Consider the following 15,374-nt stretch of genomic DNA (forward strand, 5'->3'; position numbering starts at 1 on the left):
GAGGCCGACGGCGCTGATCCGTCCTGAGGACGAGACGTACTCCACACAAGCTGCCAAACCTACGCATGCCGGAGTGTCGGCGACAGATCGGCCCGTGCTGCTGTGCATCGTGTTTCACGTGAAACGTCGCTCACTGCTGCACGGCATCATCAGCCGGGGCCGCGCCGCGGCCGAACCGCGCGACCGGAAGCCTCTCGGGTCACTCGGAGAGGTAACGGAGTTGTCCACAGAGGTGGAATTCTCCACAGAAGACCAGGGCTCACTGGTTCACGACCCCGAAGACATGGGAGGCTCTGTTCATTGCGAGCCTGTAGTCGAGGAGAGTGAATCCTTGCGGTCCGACGCCAACATCGCGGGACCGATGACCGATCCGGTCCCCGGTCCCCGAACCGAGTCGATGGGGGAGGATGTTTCACGTGAAACACCGCCCCCGATGGACGACACTCCCATCGGTCGTGCTGCCCAATTGGCGGTGGAGGCTCTCGGCCGTGCCGGTGAGGGTCTCCCACGGCCCGAACAGACCCGGGTCATCGTGGTCGCCAACCAGAAGGGTGGCGTGGGCAAGACGACGACGACCGTCAATCTCGCCGCGTCTCTCGCTCTGCACGGGGGCCGTGTTCTGGTGATCGACCTCGACCCCCAGGGCAACGCGTCCACCGCCCTGGGCATCGACCATCACGCCGAAGTTCCATCGATCTACGACGTGTTGGTCGAGAGCAAGCCGCTCGCGGAAGTCGTCCAGCCGGTCCCCGATGTGGAAGGCCTCTTCTGCGCCCCGGCCACCATCGATCTCGCCGGTGCGGAGATCGAGCTGGTGTCCCTGGTGGCCCGCGAGAGCCGGCTGCAGCGGGCCATCCAGGCCTACGAGCAGCCGCTGGACTACATCCTCATCGACTGCCCGCCCTCGCTCGGACTGCTGACGGTCAACGCGCTGGTGGCGGGGCAGGAGGTCCTGATCCCGATCCAGTGCGAGTACTACGCGCTGGAGGGCCTCGGCCAACTGCTGCGCAATGTCGATCTGGTGCGGGGGCACCTCAACCCCACGCTGCATGTATCGACGATCCTGCTCACCATGTACGACGGCCGGACCCGCCTGGCGTCCCAGGTCGCGGACGAGGTGCGCAGTCACTTCGGCGAAGAGGTGCTGCGGACGAGCATTCCCCGCTCGGTCCGCATCTCCGAGGCGCCGAGCTATGGACAGACCGTGCTGACCTACGATCCCGGATCCAGCGGTGCGCTGTCCTATCTTGAGGCGGCACGAGAAATCGCGCTGAGGGGTGCCGGCGTCAGCTACGACGCGACGCACGCCCGCATCGGCGCCCAGAGCGACCCGAGCATGGTGGAGGGGATCCAGTGAGCGACCGACGGAGAATTGGTTTGGGCCGTGGTCTCGGCGCGCTGATCCCCGGACCGGCGGAGCAGTCCCAGGTGGGAAGTCCCGCCCCCGCCTCCCCGGCGGCCGTCCCGGTGCTGACCGGTGACCGGGGAGTCGCCGCCGCGAAGGTGGCCGCCCTCCCGCCGGTTTCCCGTGACACCGAGGAGCCGGCCGTCAACGGCCTCGCGGAGACACCCGCGCCTCCCATGGGTGCCCACTTCGCCGAGATTCCCCTGGACGACATCACGCCGAACCCGCGCCAGCCGCGTGAGGTCTTCGACGAGGACGCGCTGCAGGAGCTCATCACCTCCATCAAGGAGGTCGGTCTCCTCCAGCCGGTCGTCGTACGGCAGGTGGGTGTGGGCCAGTACGAGCTCATCATGGGTGAGCGGCGCTGGCGGGCGTGCCGTGAGGCGGGCCTGACGGCCATCCCGGCGATCGTGCGGGCCACGGACGACGAGAAGCTCCTCCTGGACGCCCTGCTGGAGAACCTGCACCGCGCCCAGCTGAACCCACTGGAAGAGGCCGCCGCCTACGACCAGTTGCTGAAGGACTTCAACTGCACGCACGACCAGCTGGCGGACCGCATCGGCCGGTCCCGCCCGCAGGTCTCCAACACCCTGCGGCTGCTGAAGCTTTCGCCGAGGGTCCAGAACCGGGTGGCGGCGGGTGTGCTCTCCGCCGGGCACGCGCGGGCGCTGCTCTCCGTGGAGGACCCGGAGGAGCAGGAGCGGCTGGCTCACCGAGTCGTGGCCGAGGGCCTGTCCGTCCGGTCCATCGAGGAGATCGTGACCTTGATGGGCTCCCGGGTCCAGAAGGCCCCGAGGTCCAAGGGGCCGCGCGCCGGTGGCCGGGTCTCCCCGGCGCTGACCGACCTCGCGACCCGGCTCTCGGATCGGTTCGAGACGCGGGTGAAGGTCGAGCTCGGTCAGAAGAAGGGCAAGATCACCGTCGAGTTCGCCTCGCCGGACGATCTTGAGCGGATCCTCAACACGCTCGCCCCGGGCGAGCGGCTCGCTCTCCAGAAGAGCCTGATGGAGGACGGCGCGGAGGACACCGAGGACTGATCTCGGGGGCCATGTGCCGTGGTCGGCAGACGAAGGGCGGGTCGTGTCCGGTGAGTACCGGAAGACGGCCCGCCCTTTGCACTTTGGCGGTATCGAGGTAATCGCATCATGGATACGATGCGATCGGGTATGGCGCATCCACTTGGCGGCACCTCTCAGGGGAGGCAGGGGCCATGCGAACGGTGAGCCGGACCGGACTGGTGAGCGCGGGCCTGGGCCTGGGCGCGGTCGGCGGATTCGTCGGCAGCCTGCTCAGGGAAAGGAACGCCCTGACAGCCGCCCGTGACGCAGCGGGCGAGGGAAGCGAGGATCAGCCTTCATGGGGCGTCGGCTCGTACCGCTCACGCTGGACAACCTTCAGGACCTTCCCCAGCGTTGCCGGTCGTGTGTCTTCTGGGAGCTGGATCCCGTCAGTGGCAAAGCCGCGGTAGCCGCCGGCACCTCGGCGCTCGAGAAGGAATCCTGGATCTCCGCCGTCCTGCTGGACTGGGGTTCCTGCGGACGGGTCGTCTATGTCGACGACGCCCCGGTCGGGTTCGTGCTGTACGCGCCTCCGGCCTACGTCCCCCGCTCCACCGCGTTTCCCACGAGCCCGGTCTCGCCCGACGCCGTGCAGTTGATGACGGCGTTCATCCTGCCGGGGTACCAGGGACAAGGGCTGGGGCGGGTGATGGTCCAGACCGTCGCGAAGGATCTGCTGCGCCGGGGCTTCAAGGCGATCGAGGCCTTCGGGGACGCGCGCTGGAAGGAGCCCGCGTGTGTGCTCCCGGCCGACCACCTGTTGGCGGTGGGCTTCAAGACGGTACGGCCGCACCCGACTTATCCGCGGCTGAGGCTGGAGCTGCGGACGACGCTGTCCTGGAAGGAAGACGTGGAGATGGCACTGGACCGCTTGCTGGGGGCCGTGCAGAAGGAACCCGCGCTGCGACCGCTGTGACGTACGGCTGGTCCTCCCGGACAAGCGAATGGGCCAACCCTCGGGGGGTTGGCCCATTCGTGTTTCACGTGAAACAACGCCTACTCGGCGATGAAGTCCTCGAGGTCGCGGAGGATCGCGGCCTTCGGCTTCGCGCCGACGATGGTCTTGGCGACCTCGCCGTTCTGGTAGACGTTCAGCGTCGGGATGGACATGACGCCGTACTTGGCGGCCGTACCCGGGTTCTCGTCGATGTTCAGCTTGACGATCTCGATCTTGTCGCCGTACTCGGCGGCAATGGCCTCGAGAGACGGCGCGATCTGGCGGCACGGACCGCACCAGGCGGCCCAGAAGTCCACCAGGACGGGCTTGTCGCTCTTGATGACGTCCTGCTCGAAGGAGTCGTCGGTCACATTCTTCAGGGTGCCGGCCACGGCGGGCTCCTTAACTGGTTGGTGCGTGGGGCGGGTGGGTGAGGGTCAGACGGCGGCGGTCTTCTCGGGCTCGGCCTTCTCCTCGTCCGCCAGGGCGGCGAGGAAACGCTCCGCGTCGAGGGCGGCGGAGCAGCCGGTACCGGCCGCCGTGATCGCCTGGCGGTAGGTGTGGTCGACCACGTCGCCGGCGCCGAAGACGCCGGTCAGGTTGGTGCGAGTAGAGGGGGCGTCCACCTTGAGGTAGCCCTCCTCGTCCAGCTCCAGCTGGCCCTTGAAGAGCTCGGTGCGCGGGTCGTGGCCGATCGCGATGAACAGGCCGGTCACCGCGAGGTCGGAGAGCTCGCCCGTCTTGACGTTGCGCAGCTTCAGACCCGAGAGCTTCTGGTCGCCCTGGACCTCGGCGACCTCGCTGTCCCACACGAACTTGATCTTCGGGTCGGCGAAAGCGCGGTCCTGCATGGCCTTGGAGGCGCGCAGGGTGTCGCGGCGGTGGACGATCGTCACGGACTTGGCGAAGCGCGAGAGGAAGGTTGCCTCCTCCATCGCGGTGTCGCCGCCGCCGATCACGGCGATGTCCTGGTCCTTGAAGAAGAACCCGTCACAGGTGGCGCACCAGGAGACGCCGCGGCCGGACAGGGCGTCCTCGTTCGGCAGGCCGAGCTTGCGGTGCTGGGAGCCGGTGGTGACGATGACGGCCTTGGCGCGGTGAACGGTGCCCGCGGTGTCGGTGACGGTCTTGATCTCGCCGGAGAGGTCCACGGAGACGATGTCGTCCGGAATCAGCTCGGCGCCGAAGCGCTCGGCCTGGCCGCGCATGTTGTCCATGAGCTCGGGGCCCATGATGCCGTCCTGGAAGCCGGGGAAGTTCTCGACCTCGGTGGTGTTCATCAGCGCGCCACCGGCGGTGACGGCACCTTCGAACACCAGCGGCTTCAGCGACGCGCGCGCGGTGTAGAGCGCCGCCGTGTAGCCGGCGGGCCCGGAGCCGATGATGATCACGTTACGGACGTCGCTCACGGCTTGATTCCTCGTCTCTGGACTGCGTCATAGGTCCGGCGGGAGCCCCTTTCAGAGCTCTCACCCCACCCAACGGATCCTAAGGGGCGCGCATTCCCGCTGTGTCCGGGCACACGAAGGGGCGACGCCTGACAGACGTGGGTCAGCGGCTGTAGGTGTGGGTCAGCAGGACCTCGCCCTTGCCCACGGAAGGATCGCTCACGCAGGTCGCGTCCACGATGTAGGCGGTGACCTTGCCGGCGTCCTCGGAGTCGGACAGCACCACGAGCAGGGCCTCGGTGCCCTGATAGGTGCCTTCCTCCGTGGCGAGGGCGGGGTCGTCCCGCCCGATGCCTTCCTGGACGCAGCCGGGGACCGTCGGCTGCTTGAAGACGTGCGGTTCCTTGGAGGGGGGATGGGACTGCGTACCCATGCTGTGGTTGGGGGAGCGTCGGGTGCCCGTCGACGACTCGGCGAGGAGGTCGGTGACCTGTTTCTCCAGCGTGGTCGCGGCGAAGGTGTCCGCGGCGGTGGACTGGTCCCCGCCCGCCTCGCCGGGCGAGCCGTCGTTCAGTGACGCGAGCAGCGCGGAGCCGAGTCCGAGGGCGGCCACCGTGAAGACGGTGCCGAGGACGGCGACGCGACGGCGTCCGCCTCGGCGGTGCTCCTTGCGGCCGGGACCGGTGGAGGAGGTACGGGCGCGGCCCGCGGGACGGTCGGCGGTGACCGATGTTTCACGTGAAACACGCGTGCCGTCGTCGAGGTTCTGTGGGGCGGAGGGCGCGGTCTCCTCGGGAGCCGTGGCGTTCAGCAGCGCCTCGGCGGCCAGGGCGGCGTCGATCCGTCCCGCGACGTCGGCCGGCATGCGCGGCGGCCCCGGCAGTGTCCCGAGCAGCCCGCGGATCTCCTCCAGCGACGCGTAGACGTCCGCGCACAGCTCGCACTCGTCCAGGTGCCGTCGTACGTCGGTGCTCCGGCTCGTGGTCAGCAGGCCCTCGCTGAGGTCGGAGAGTTCGGTGACTTCCGGGTGCCCGGCCGTGTCTGTCGTCGACGTCACGCTCGCCCACCTCCGCCCTTCACAGCAGCTGAATCATTCGGCCCGGCCTCGCCCGGACGCCCGGCATGCGGTCCCGCTGCCGGTGGGACGGATGTCCCCTCCTCGCGGTTCCGCCCCTGACCCGCCCCTCTTCCGTCACCGGCGTTTTCCGGCCGCAGATGGGTGAGGAGCGGCAGCAGTCTGGCTCTGCCCCGGGCGCAGCGGCTCTTGACCGTCCCGGTGGGCACGTCGAGGATCCGGGCGGCCTCGGCGACGGGGTACCCCTGCATGTCGACCAGCACGAGGGCCGCCCGCTGATCGGGCGGAAGGGTGCCGAGGGCCTCCAGCAGCTGCCGGTGGAGGTCCTTGCGCTCCGCGGGGGCGGCGGCCGACTCGTGCGGCTCCAGGAGCTGCTCCAGCCGCTCGGTGTCGTCGACGGGAGAGGTCTTGCGGGAGGCCGCCTTGCGCGCCCGGTCCAGGCAGGCGTTCACCGTGATCCGGTGCAGCCAGGTCGTGACGGCCGACTGACCGCGGAAGGTGTGGGCGGCCCGGTAGGCGGAGACCAGCGCGTCCTGAACGGCGTCGGCGGCCTCCTCGCGGTCGCCCAGGGTGCGCAGGGCTACGGCCCAGAGGCGGTCACGATGACGGCGCACCAACTCGGCGAAGGCGTCGGGGTCCCCCTCCACATGGCGGGCCAGGAGGTCCTGATCGCTCGTGTCGCCGTATGCGATGCCGTCTGCCATCGGACCCCCTCCCTCGCAGCCTCAGCTGGTGACCTTGACGTCGAGCACCCGTCCGCGCCACTTGCCGTCGTCGGCCTGTATCGGCAGCTCGGTCAGCCACACCAGCAGATACCGGGACTTGAGCGCCTCGTCCGGCTTGAGCGTCACCGTCGTGCCGGAGCCGTCGGCGGCCTTGGTGTAGCCGTCCAGGGACGTCGGCATGGTGCCGGCGTCGCCGGAGGCGGCGAGCAGCTCGACGGAGGTGCTCCCCATGAAGCTGACGGTCACCTTGCCGACCTGCTGGACCTTGCCGAGGTCGAGGATGACACCGACGCCGGGCTTCAGGTTGCCGAACTTGGCACCCTCGTAATAGCTGGTCTGCCAGTACGAGTTCGGGTCGTCGTCGTAGACCTTGTACACGTCCTCCGGGTACTCGGAGCCGTCGGTGCCGTTCGGGTCGAAGTCGTGGGCGTCCTGGATCGCGATCGGCTTGCCGACGGTCGGCTTCTTCGGGCTCTTGTCGTCGCCGTCGGTCGTCTGCGTCTGGTTGGTGTCGTTGGACTTGCCCTGGTCCATGAGGGCGTCCGCGAGCTGCCAGCTGCCCAGGCCCAGGGCGGCGATGAGGAGCGCCGACACGGCCCACTTCAACGCCCTGCCCGTACGGCTCTGGAGCGGGGGCGGCGGGGTCGGGACGGGCTGGGTGGCGCCGGGGTGCGGGGCCTGGCGGCCGTACGTGCCCTGCTGGTACGTCGTGCGCTGGTACTCCGGGGGCGCGGTGAACGTCGGCTCCGGCGGGCGGATGCGGGGCATCTCGCTGATCGCCTTCACCAGCTCCTCCGGCGTGGTGCACGCGGACTCGTGGCGGGAGGCGGTCGCGCCGTCGTTGGCGAGCGCGCGCATGGACAGCTCGGACAGGCCCCGGTGGACTCCGGCCCGCACCTGGTCGGGGGCGATCAGGCCCACGTCCTTGGGCAGCCCGGAGAGGCCGTAGGCGTCGCTCTCGTACGGCCAGCGCTGGGTGAGCGCCGCGTACAGCAGGGCGCCGATGGCCTCGGTGTCGGTGCGTTGCGGGGTGTCCGAACTGATGCCGCGCAGCGCGGCGTTGACGGCGAGTCCGCGGATCCGCCACTGCCCGGAAGACGTCCGCAGCACCGCGTTGGGGTTCAGCCGCAGATGAGCGAGACCCTCCCGGTGTGCGGCGGCCATGGCGGCGGCGACCTGGGAGACCATCTGGTAGCCGTCGTACGGCTCCAGGGGGCCCGAGGAGAGCAGGGTGGTCAGCTCGGTGGCGTCGGGCAGCCACTCGTGGACGACGTAGACGAGGTCGTTCTCCTCGACGGCGTCCAGCACCTGGACGAAGCGGGGGTCGCCGAGCAGCGCGGAGGAACGGGCCGCGGCCAGCACGGAGCGGGCCCTTGTGTGGTCCGCGGGCAGGATGTGGACGCCCACGGCACGCCGCAGCTTCTCGTCCACCGCGCGCCAACTGCTGAAGCCGTCCAGACGGGTGACGCACTCCTCGAGGCGGTAGCGTCTGGCGAGCTTGTGACCGCTGTGCAGTTCGGGTGGTGAGGCTTTCCCGGAACCGTCGGTCCCGCCACTCCCCTGTGCCTCGTCGGTGTCCGTGTCCCGCTCCCGATTCTTGACCACCCCGTCGGACGTGGACTGGTCCGCCTGTGCGGTCAGCGACTTGTCGCCGCTGTTGTCTGCCACGTCGACGGCAGCCGTGCTCCGTTCCGCCACCGTCGCTCCTGCCTCCCCATCCGTTGCGCGCTCTGAGACGCCGAGACCAATTGTGCCCACAGTCCGCCGCTATGCACGACACGCGGTGGCGGACGATGGTTGTGCGCGTACCCCCGCTTCAGCGCCCCAGACGCCCCCGGACCATCCCGACCAGCGAGTTCAGCTCCTCGATTCGCATCTTGCGGGCGAACACGAAGAAGATCCCGAGCAGGACCGCTCCACCGACCACCAGGGCGGCCAACGAGCCGACCACGCCCTGGCCGAGGGCGTTGCCGATGCCGTAGCAGGCCGCGCCGCTGAGCAGGGCCGCGGGCACCGAGGCGATGCAGAGTCTGGCGTACGTCCGCAGCACGCGGGCGCCGTCGAGGTCGCCGCCGAGCCGCTTGCGTAGACGGCTCCAGGCGACGCCCACGCCGATGGCGTACGCGAGGCCGTACGAGGCGGCCATGCCGACCACGGCCCAGCGTGCGGGGAGGACGACGAAACAGGCGGCGGAGGCGGCGGCGTTGACCGCCGCCACGATGACCGTGTTGTAGAAGGGCGTGCGCGTGTCCTCGTAGGCGTAGAACGCGCGCAGGACGACGTACTGCACTGAGTACGGGACCAGGCCGAGGCCGAAGGCCATCAGCATGTACCCCATGTTGGTGGCCTCACTGGTGCCCGAGGAGCCGAAGATCAGCGTGCACATCGGGATGCCGAGGGCGACGAAGCCGAAGGCGATCGGCACGATCGCCACGGCCGTCGTGCGCAGGCCCTGCGAGATGTCGTCGCGGACGGCCCCGGCGTCCTCCTCGGCCGCCGAGCGGGACAGGCGCGGCAGCAGGGCGGCCATCAGCGAGACCGTGATGATCGCCTGCGGGAGCCCCCAGATGAGCTGGGCGTTGGCGTAGGCGGCGAAGCCGGTGCCGTCGACGGGCGATTCGGTGCCGGCCGCCGTGGAGAGCTGGGAGACGACGATGGCCCCGGCCTGGTTGGCGAGGACGAACAGCACGGTCCACTTGGCGAGCGTGACGGCCTTGCCGAGGCCGTGGCCCTTCCAGTCGAACCGCAGGCGCAGCCGGAACCCGGTCTCGCGCAGGTAGGGGATCATCGCCAGGGCCTGGACGACCAGGCCGAGGAGGACGCCGATGCCGAGCAGCCGCTGGCCCTCCGGCGGGATGTTCGTGACCGTCATGCCCGAGTCGGCGGCGGTGCCGTAGACCCACATGAACATGCCCAGGGTCACGATGATGACGATGTTGTTGAGGACCGGGGTCCACATCATCGCGCCGAACTTCCCGCGGGCGTTGAGGATCTGCCCCATCACCACGTGGATGCCCATGAAGAAGATCGAGGGCAGGAAGTACTGGACGAAGGTGATGCCGACCTCGTTGGCCGCCGGGTCGCTGGCGACCGAGTCGGACAGCATCCGGATCAGCAGCGGCGCGGCGAAGACCGAGAGCACGGTGAGCGCGCCGAGCGCCACCATGACGAGGGTCAGCAGCCGGTTGGCGTAGGCCTCGCCGCCGTCCTCGTCCTCCTTCATCGCGCGCACGAGCTGGGGCACGAAGACGGAGTTGAGACCGCCGCCGACGGTCAGGATGTAGATCATCGTCGGCAGCTGGTAGGCGACCTGGAAGGTGTCGCCGAGCAGTCCGACGCCGAGCGCCGAGACGATGAGCGCGGAGCGGATGAACCCGGTGAGCCGGGACACCATCGTGCCCGCCGCCATCACCGCGCTCGACTTCAGCAGTCCGCCCGCCCTGCCGGCCTTCTTCGCCGGAGCCGGGGAGGCCGCGGTCGCGGGTGCCGGTTCAGCCGGCGGTGGTACGGGGGCGGTGCCGAGGTTCATGGTCGCGTCGGTCGCGGGCACGGCGGCCGGCTGTGGCTGCTGGTACTGCCCGGGCGCCGCCGCGGGGCCCGGCACCGACGGGGGCTCGTAGGGCTGGCGTGCGCCGCCCTGCTGCTGGTCCCTGAACAGGTGCGCGAAGGCGTCCGGCTCGTGCCGCTCCTCGGCGGAGTGCGTGACCAGGTCGTCGACGCCCACGTACTGCGTGGTGCGCGGGTCGTCGCCGTACGGCAGGTACTGGGTCGCGCCGTCGGGCTCGGGCGCGGGGGTCTGGGCCCACACGTGCGGGTCGGGGGCGTACGGCGACTGCTGGGGCTGGGCGTAGAGCGGCTGCTGCGGGTAGGTACCGGGGGGCGGCGGGGGGTGCGCGGCGCGGTCGTAGAGGGCCTCGGCGACCGGGTCCTGGGCCGAGAGGTCCTGCGCGCGGTAGGGGTCCTGGTCGTAGGCGTCCTGGAGGTACATGTCCGCGGGGGGCTGCGGCGGTACCTGGCCGTGCTCGGGCGGCGGGCCCTCGGGGTGGCCCGAGCCGCCCGCGGCCTGGCCGCGGTCACCGTCGTACGGCGCGTTCATGGTTACCCCACCTCATCGTCCCGGGCCCACCGGCCACGACATCCTCAACGGTCCACTCTCTCACCCGTGCCGGACGGGTCCGCGCTTTCCGCTGGGGTGTCAGCTGTCGGGTCACTCGGCTGCTCCGGGTCGCCTGCCCCGGCACCGGATCCGGACTCCTCCGTAGGACGGGCGTCGGGGCCCTCGGGGTTCTCCGGGGTGTCCTCGGCCTCGCCGGAGGCGTCGGGACCGTGCTTCCGGGCGTCGCGGGCCGCGCGCTTGCGCTGCGTGTACATCCGGAAGCCGGCGAGGACGAGAAGGAGGAAGCCGCCGCCGATGACCAGCATGACCGTGGCGGTGAACTCGGTCACCTTCACGTTGAACTTGACCGGGTCGCCGTACTTCTGCCCGTCCTCCGTGTAGAGCTGGGCGATCACCTCGGCCTGGCCGTTGGCCTCGGCGGAGGTGGTGAACTTCACCGTCTGGCTGTGCCCGCCGGAGACCGCGACCGGCTGCTCGTCGTAGGCGGCGCCGCCGATCTTCAGGCGCCTCGGGCTGGTCGAGGTGAGCCGCAGTACCAGGTCGTCGACGCCCTGCACGAGGTTGTTCTGCACGGTCACGGGGATCGTGGCGCTGCGCCCGGAGAGCTTGGTCTCGGACTTCTCGATGAGGCTGACCTGTTCGGCCAGGGACTCCAGGTACCGCTCCATGCCGTCGCGGTACTCGGCCGCCTCGGTGGCCCGGCCCCGCCACGACGTGGACATCTCGCGGTTCATGGCGCGCCCGAAGGGGGTCACCACCCGGGACTCGTCGCTGAGGACGACCTTGAACCTGTCGAGCTTCTCCTCGGTGGCCGCGATCTGCTCGAAGGCGGACCGCTGCAGCTCCTGCTTGCGCAGACCGGAGGGGTACGCGGACCGCGACGGGATCTTCGTGGTGGCACCCGGGTCCGGCTTGGCCGCGGCGGCCGTCGTGAGGTCCTGAGACTCGGTCCAGCCACCGCCTTGAAGGGCCGTGACCGCCTCCGCCAGCGCCCGGGCCTGGCCGGCCGTGGGCATGCGCTGCGGGGCGACCACGATGCTGCGCTGGTCGTCCGTCTGGAGGTTCAGCGCCAGGCTCTGGGCCAGGAAGCGCTGCACGGCGAGGGTCGAGGTGGAGGCCCTCGCCATGTCGCCCTGGAAGGCCGTGGACAGCCGGGCGTCCGCGACCACCGCCGTCGTACCGCCGCCGATGGGGCGGGCCGCCGAGGGCGTGTATGTCAGACCGGCCGTCTCCTGGAGGCTGTCGCTGCGCGCGATCACCTTGTCCGCTCCGGCGGACGTGGCGACCTTGACGATCGAGGGGTCCACAGCGCCGTCCACGGGCCAGGCGAAGTCGGTCGTCGGCTCCACGTGCAGGATCGAGTCGACGGTGTCGGCGGCGACGTCGGTCGCCTCCTTCAGGTGGCCGAGCGATCCGGTGACGTTCGCGCCGTTGTGGGCGAGGGAGGCCAGGTCGGGGTCGGCGAAGGGCAGGGCGACGACCTCGTCGTCCGCCACCGCGTCCTGCACGTCGGCGAGCCACCGCTTGGCGAGCTCCTGGTCGGCGCGGGTGCCGGCGGTGGTGGTTCCGTCCTCGCCCTGGACGCGGTAGCTGCGGGTCATGGCGTCCACGGAGGCCAGCAGGTCCGGGTCGACCACCCAGGTGACGTCGAGGTCCTTGCCGAGGGAGACCAGCTGCCCCAGGCGGCCGCCCGGGGCGATCTCCTTGGCGAGGGCGTTGTCCCGGAAGACCGGCGTCTGCGACTCGTTCGACCCCGTCTGCGCCGTCATGTGGACGGTGGAGATCAGCGGCCACAGCACGGTCGTCTTCGTCTGGGTGTCGGCCTCGTCCGGCTGGTACGGCAGGAAGGTCCGCTGGACGCCGAGCACCTGGGACCAGGGCTGCGCGGGGGTCTCGCCGGACAGGGAGACGGCGAGCTGGTAGATGCCGTTGCCGCCGAGATCCAGTTCGTCGACCGGCACGGAGATGCTGAAGGGCTCCGAGACGCCCGGAGTGAGCTTGGGGAATTTCGCGACGTACTTGTCGCCCACCGGCAGCCCGTCGGTGCCCGGCTGGGAGCCGGTGGCCTTGGCGGCGGTGTCGATGCCGGAGCGCGTGGTCAGCTCCTGTCCCACCCGCAGATCCACCTGGGCGTCGCTGACGGCCTGCTTGCCCTTGTTGGTCACCGTGCCGGAGACGGTCAGCGTGTCGCCGTCCCCGGGGATGCTCGGGGTGAGCGAGTCCACAGCGACGGCGACCGTCTCGTCGGTCTCGGCGGCCTGGGCGGGGGACGCCGCGGGCAGCTGGAGGAGCCCCGCCAGCAGGGGGGCACCGGCGAGCATCGCCCCGGTGCGCCGCAGCCACCGGCGGGCAGGTGAGGCACTCGTCCCCTGGAAGTCTGCCGCCTCGGCCACGCGCTCGCCCGTCCCTCGTCGTCGTCAGTGGTCGTCGGAATGTGCGTCCACGCATGGTAACGATGCGCGCTGAGGGGAAGTGCCGCGGACTGCGCCACAAGATCGGCCCGCGACGGTGGCCTGTCCCGTATGTGCCCGTATAAAGGGGACCGGGTTTGTGCACGTTCAATGGAGGCGCTGGGGGCCGTTCCGGCCACGTACCCTCTTTTGTTGTGCCGAACGCCAACGAAGACAACCTCAGCGTCCTGAGCCAGGTGCAGCACCGCGCGGTGAGTGAACTGCTGCGGGTCGCGCCTGTCGCCGACGACCTCGCCCGCCGCTTCAAGGAGGCCGGGTTCTCCCTCGCCCTGGTCGGCGGGTCGGTCCGGGACGCGCTGCTCGGCCGGCTCGGCAACGACCTGGACTTCACGACCGACGCCCGGCCCGAGGACGTCCTCAAGATCGTGCGGCCGTGGGCGGACGCCGTCTGGGAGGTCGGGATCGCGTTCGGCACCGTCGGGGCACAGAAGGACGGCTACCAGATCGAGGTCACGACCTATCGGTCCGAGGCGTACGACAGGACCTCCCGCAAGCCGGAGGTCTCGTACGGCGACTCCATCGAGCAGGATCTGGTCCGCCGCGACTTCACGGTGAACGCGATGGCCGTCGCGCTGCCGGAGAAGGAGTTCATTGATCCGCACGGCGGGCTGGGTGACCTCGCGGAGCGGGTGCTGCGCACCCCGGGCACGCCCGAGGAGTCCTTCTCCGACGATCCGCTGCGGATGATGCGGGCGGCGCGGTTCGCGGCACAGCTCGACTTCGAGGTGGCTCCCGAGGTCGTCACGGCGATGAAGGAGATGTCGGAGCGCATCGAGATCGTCTCGGCGGAGCGGGTGCGCGACGAGCTGAACAAGCTGATCCTCTCGGCGCACCCCCGCAAGGGCCTGACGCTGCTCGTGGACACCGGGCTCGGTGAGCGGGTGCTGCCCGAGCTGCCGGCCCTGCGGCTGGAGAGCGACGAGCACCACCGGCACAAGGACGTCTACGAGCACACGCTGATCGTCCTGGAGCAGGCGATGGCGCTGGAGGAGAACGGTCCCGACCTGACCCTCCGGCTGGCCGCGCTGCTGCACGACATCGGCAAGCCGCGCACGCGCCGCTTCGAGCAGGACGGCCGGGTCTCGTTCCACCACCATGAGGTGGTCGGCGCGAAGATGACCAAGAAGCGGATGACGGCCCTGAAGTACTCCAACGAGCTGGTGAAGGACGTCTCGCGGTTGGTCGAACTCCACCTGCGCTTCCACGGCTACGGCACCGGGGAGTGGACGGACTCCGCGGTCCGCCGCTATGTGCGGGACGCGGGCCCGCTGCTCGACCGGCTGCACAAGCTGACCCGCTCGGACTGCACGACCCGCAACAAGCGCAAGGCCGCCGCCCTCTCCCGGGCGTACGACGGCCTGGAGGAGCGCATCGCCCAGCTCCAGGAGCAGGAGGAGCTCGACGCGATCCGCCCGGACCTCGACGGCAACGACATCATGCAGATCCTGGGCGTGGCCCCGGGCCCGCTCGTCGGCCGGGCCTACCAGCACATGCTGGAACTGCGCCTGGAGAACGGCCCGATGGAACACGACGCGGCGGTGTCGGCCCTGAAGGATTGGTGGGCCGAGCAGCAGGCCTGAGGACATGAAACGGGGTCATGTTTCACGTGAAACATGACCCCGGGCATGTGAGAGGGGGCGGTGTTTCACGTGAAACACCGCCCCCTCTCGCTGTCTGCCTACTACTTGTAGTCCTTCAGGCAGAGCAGGAAGTCGCTGCCGTCACCGGACTCGGTGTAGACGTACTGGAAGTCCTTCGCCTTGGACTCGCACTGCGTCTCCGCCGTCAGGCCGCTGAACGAGCCCTCGATCTTGGCGAGCACCTCGTACTCGGCCTCGGAGGAGCTGCACTCCACGACCTCGAGGTCCGGGTTGTTGTCGTCGGTGCTGCCGCGGTGCATGCAGTCGCCCACAGCGGCGGTGTTGGCGTCGTCCCGGCTCGCTATGAAGCCGCCGATGATGACGGAGACGACGGCCACGCCGATGACGATGTTCTTGATCGTCTTGAAGCTGAGCTTGCGGCGGGGCTGCTCCGGCGGGACCGGGGCGTACGGGGCCGCGCCCTGCTGCGGGAAGCCCGGCTGCTGCGGGTACGGGGCCTGGCCCTGGGGCTGCTGGGCGTAAGGGTTCTGGCCCTGAGCAAACGGGTTCTGGCCCTGGGGCGGCGGAGTGGTCACTTGGGGGTCCCCCTAGGAACAT

At 70.0% G+C, this 15,374-nt stretch carries 12 protein-coding genes; 4 read left to right on the forward strand and 8 right to left on the reverse strand.

The window, feature by feature from the left end:
- The first annotated feature begins 283 nt into the window (after nucleotides 1-283).
- From AC068Z_RS11255 to AC068Z_RS11265, 3 genes are all read left to right on the forward strand, one after another.
- The gene (locus AC068Z_RS11255) at nucleotides 284-1,357 is read left to right on the forward strand and encodes a ParA family protein (RefSeq protein WP_478554541.1); all 1,074 of its coding nucleotides are present in this window, start codon (nucleotides 284-286) and stop codon (nucleotides 1,355-1,357) included.
- On the forward strand, nucleotides 1,354-2,442 hold the full coding sequence (locus AC068Z_RS11260) for a ParB/RepB/Spo0J family partition protein (protein ID WP_478554366.1): 1,089 nt from the start codon (nucleotides 1,354-1,356) through the stop codon (nucleotides 2,440-2,442). Before AC068Z_RS11255 ends, AC068Z_RS11260 begins: the two co-directional genes overlap by 4 nt.
- A 319-nt stretch (nucleotides 2,443-2,761) precedes the next feature.
- A complete protein-coding gene (locus AC068Z_RS11265; RefSeq protein WP_478554367.1) occupies nucleotides 2,762-3,379 on the forward strand; it encodes a GNAT family N-acetyltransferase in 618 nt (205 codons plus the stop codon).
- A gap of 80 nt (nucleotides 3,380-3,459) precedes the next feature.
- Here AC068Z_RS11265 and trxA read toward each other — a convergent pair whose 3' ends face one another.
- From trxA to AC068Z_RS11300, 7 genes are all read right to left on the reverse strand, one after another.
- On the reverse strand, nucleotides 3,460-3,792 hold the full coding sequence (trxA, locus tag AC068Z_RS11270) for a thioredoxin (protein ID WP_186287959.1): 333 nt from the start codon (nucleotides 3,790-3,792) through the stop codon (nucleotides 3,460-3,462).
- A 45-nt stretch (nucleotides 3,793-3,837) separates the two neighbouring features.
- Nucleotides 3,838-4,809, reverse strand: coding sequence for a thioredoxin-disulfide reductase (gene trxB / locus AC068Z_RS11275; protein WP_478554368.1), 972 nt, complete (start codon nucleotides 4,807-4,809; stop codon nucleotides 3,838-3,840).
- 142 nt (nucleotides 4,810-4,951) lie between these two features.
- Nucleotides 4,952-5,845: an anti-sigma factor gene (locus AC068Z_RS11280; protein ID WP_478554369.1), complete on the reverse strand. Its 894-nt coding sequence runs from the start codon at nucleotides 5,843-5,845 to the stop codon at nucleotides 4,952-4,954.
- Nucleotides 5,842-6,567 (reverse strand): RNA polymerase sigma factor SigM, encoded by a 726-nt coding sequence (sigM, locus tag AC068Z_RS11285; RefSeq protein ID WP_478554370.1) that lies wholly within the window; start codon nucleotides 6,565-6,567, stop codon nucleotides 5,842-5,844. The genes AC068Z_RS11280 and sigM overlap by 4 nt, the downstream gene beginning before the upstream one ends.
- Nucleotides 6,568-6,588: 21 nt before the next feature.
- Nucleotides 6,589-8,286, reverse strand: a complete 1,698-nt coding sequence (locus AC068Z_RS11290; protein ID WP_478554371.1) for a protein kinase family protein — start codon at nucleotides 8,284-8,286, stop codon at nucleotides 6,589-6,591.
- A 118-nt stretch (nucleotides 8,287-8,404) separates the two neighbouring features.
- Nucleotides 8,405-10,684 (reverse strand): murein biosynthesis integral membrane protein MurJ, encoded by a 2,280-nt coding sequence (gene murJ, locus AC068Z_RS11295; protein ID WP_478554372.1) that lies wholly within the window; start codon nucleotides 10,682-10,684, stop codon nucleotides 8,405-8,407.
- Between the two features lie 44 nt (nucleotides 10,685-10,728).
- The gene (locus AC068Z_RS11300) at nucleotides 10,729-13,098 is read right to left on the reverse strand and encodes a DUF6049 family protein (RefSeq protein WP_478554373.1); all 2,370 of its coding nucleotides are present in this window, start codon (nucleotides 13,096-13,098) and stop codon (nucleotides 10,729-10,731) included.
- A gap of 212 nt (nucleotides 13,099-13,310) precedes the next feature.
- On the opposite strand from AC068Z_RS11300, the gene AC068Z_RS11305 reads away from it, so the two are divergent.
- Complete coding sequence (locus tag AC068Z_RS11305) at nucleotides 13,311-14,756, forward strand: CCA tRNA nucleotidyltransferase (protein WP_478554374.1); 1,446 nt, start codon at nucleotides 13,311-13,313, stop codon at nucleotides 14,754-14,756.
- A 101-nt stretch (nucleotides 14,757-14,857) separates the two neighbouring features.
- On the opposite strand, the gene AC068Z_RS11310 is transcribed toward AC068Z_RS11305, so the two are convergent.
- Nucleotides 14,858-15,352: an LppU/SCO3897 family protein gene (locus AC068Z_RS11310; protein WP_478554375.1), complete on the reverse strand. Its 495-nt coding sequence runs from the start codon at nucleotides 15,350-15,352 to the stop codon at nucleotides 14,858-14,860.
- Nucleotides 15,353-15,374: the final 22 nt, after the last annotated feature.

It is taken from the genome of Streptomyces sp. NPDC043726, assembly GCF_056436565.1.

Bases quoted from the DNA above. Each gene is read 5' to 3' on its own strand.
- AC068Z_RS11255 (WP_478554541.1), top strand. From the start codon at position 284: ATGGGAGGCTCTGTTCATTGCGAGCCTGTAGTCGAGGAGAGTGAATCC.
- murJ (WP_478554372.1), bottom strand. From the start codon at position 10,684: ATGAACGCGCCGTACGACGGTGACCGCGGCCAGGCCGCGGGCGGCTCG.
- AC068Z_RS11265 (WP_478554367.1), top strand. From the start codon at position 2,762: ATGGGGCGTCGGCTCGTACCGCTCACGCTGGACAACCTTCAGGACCTT.
- sigM (WP_478554370.1), bottom strand. From the start codon at position 6,567: ATGGCAGACGGCATCGCATACGGCGACACGAGCGATCAGGACCTCCTG.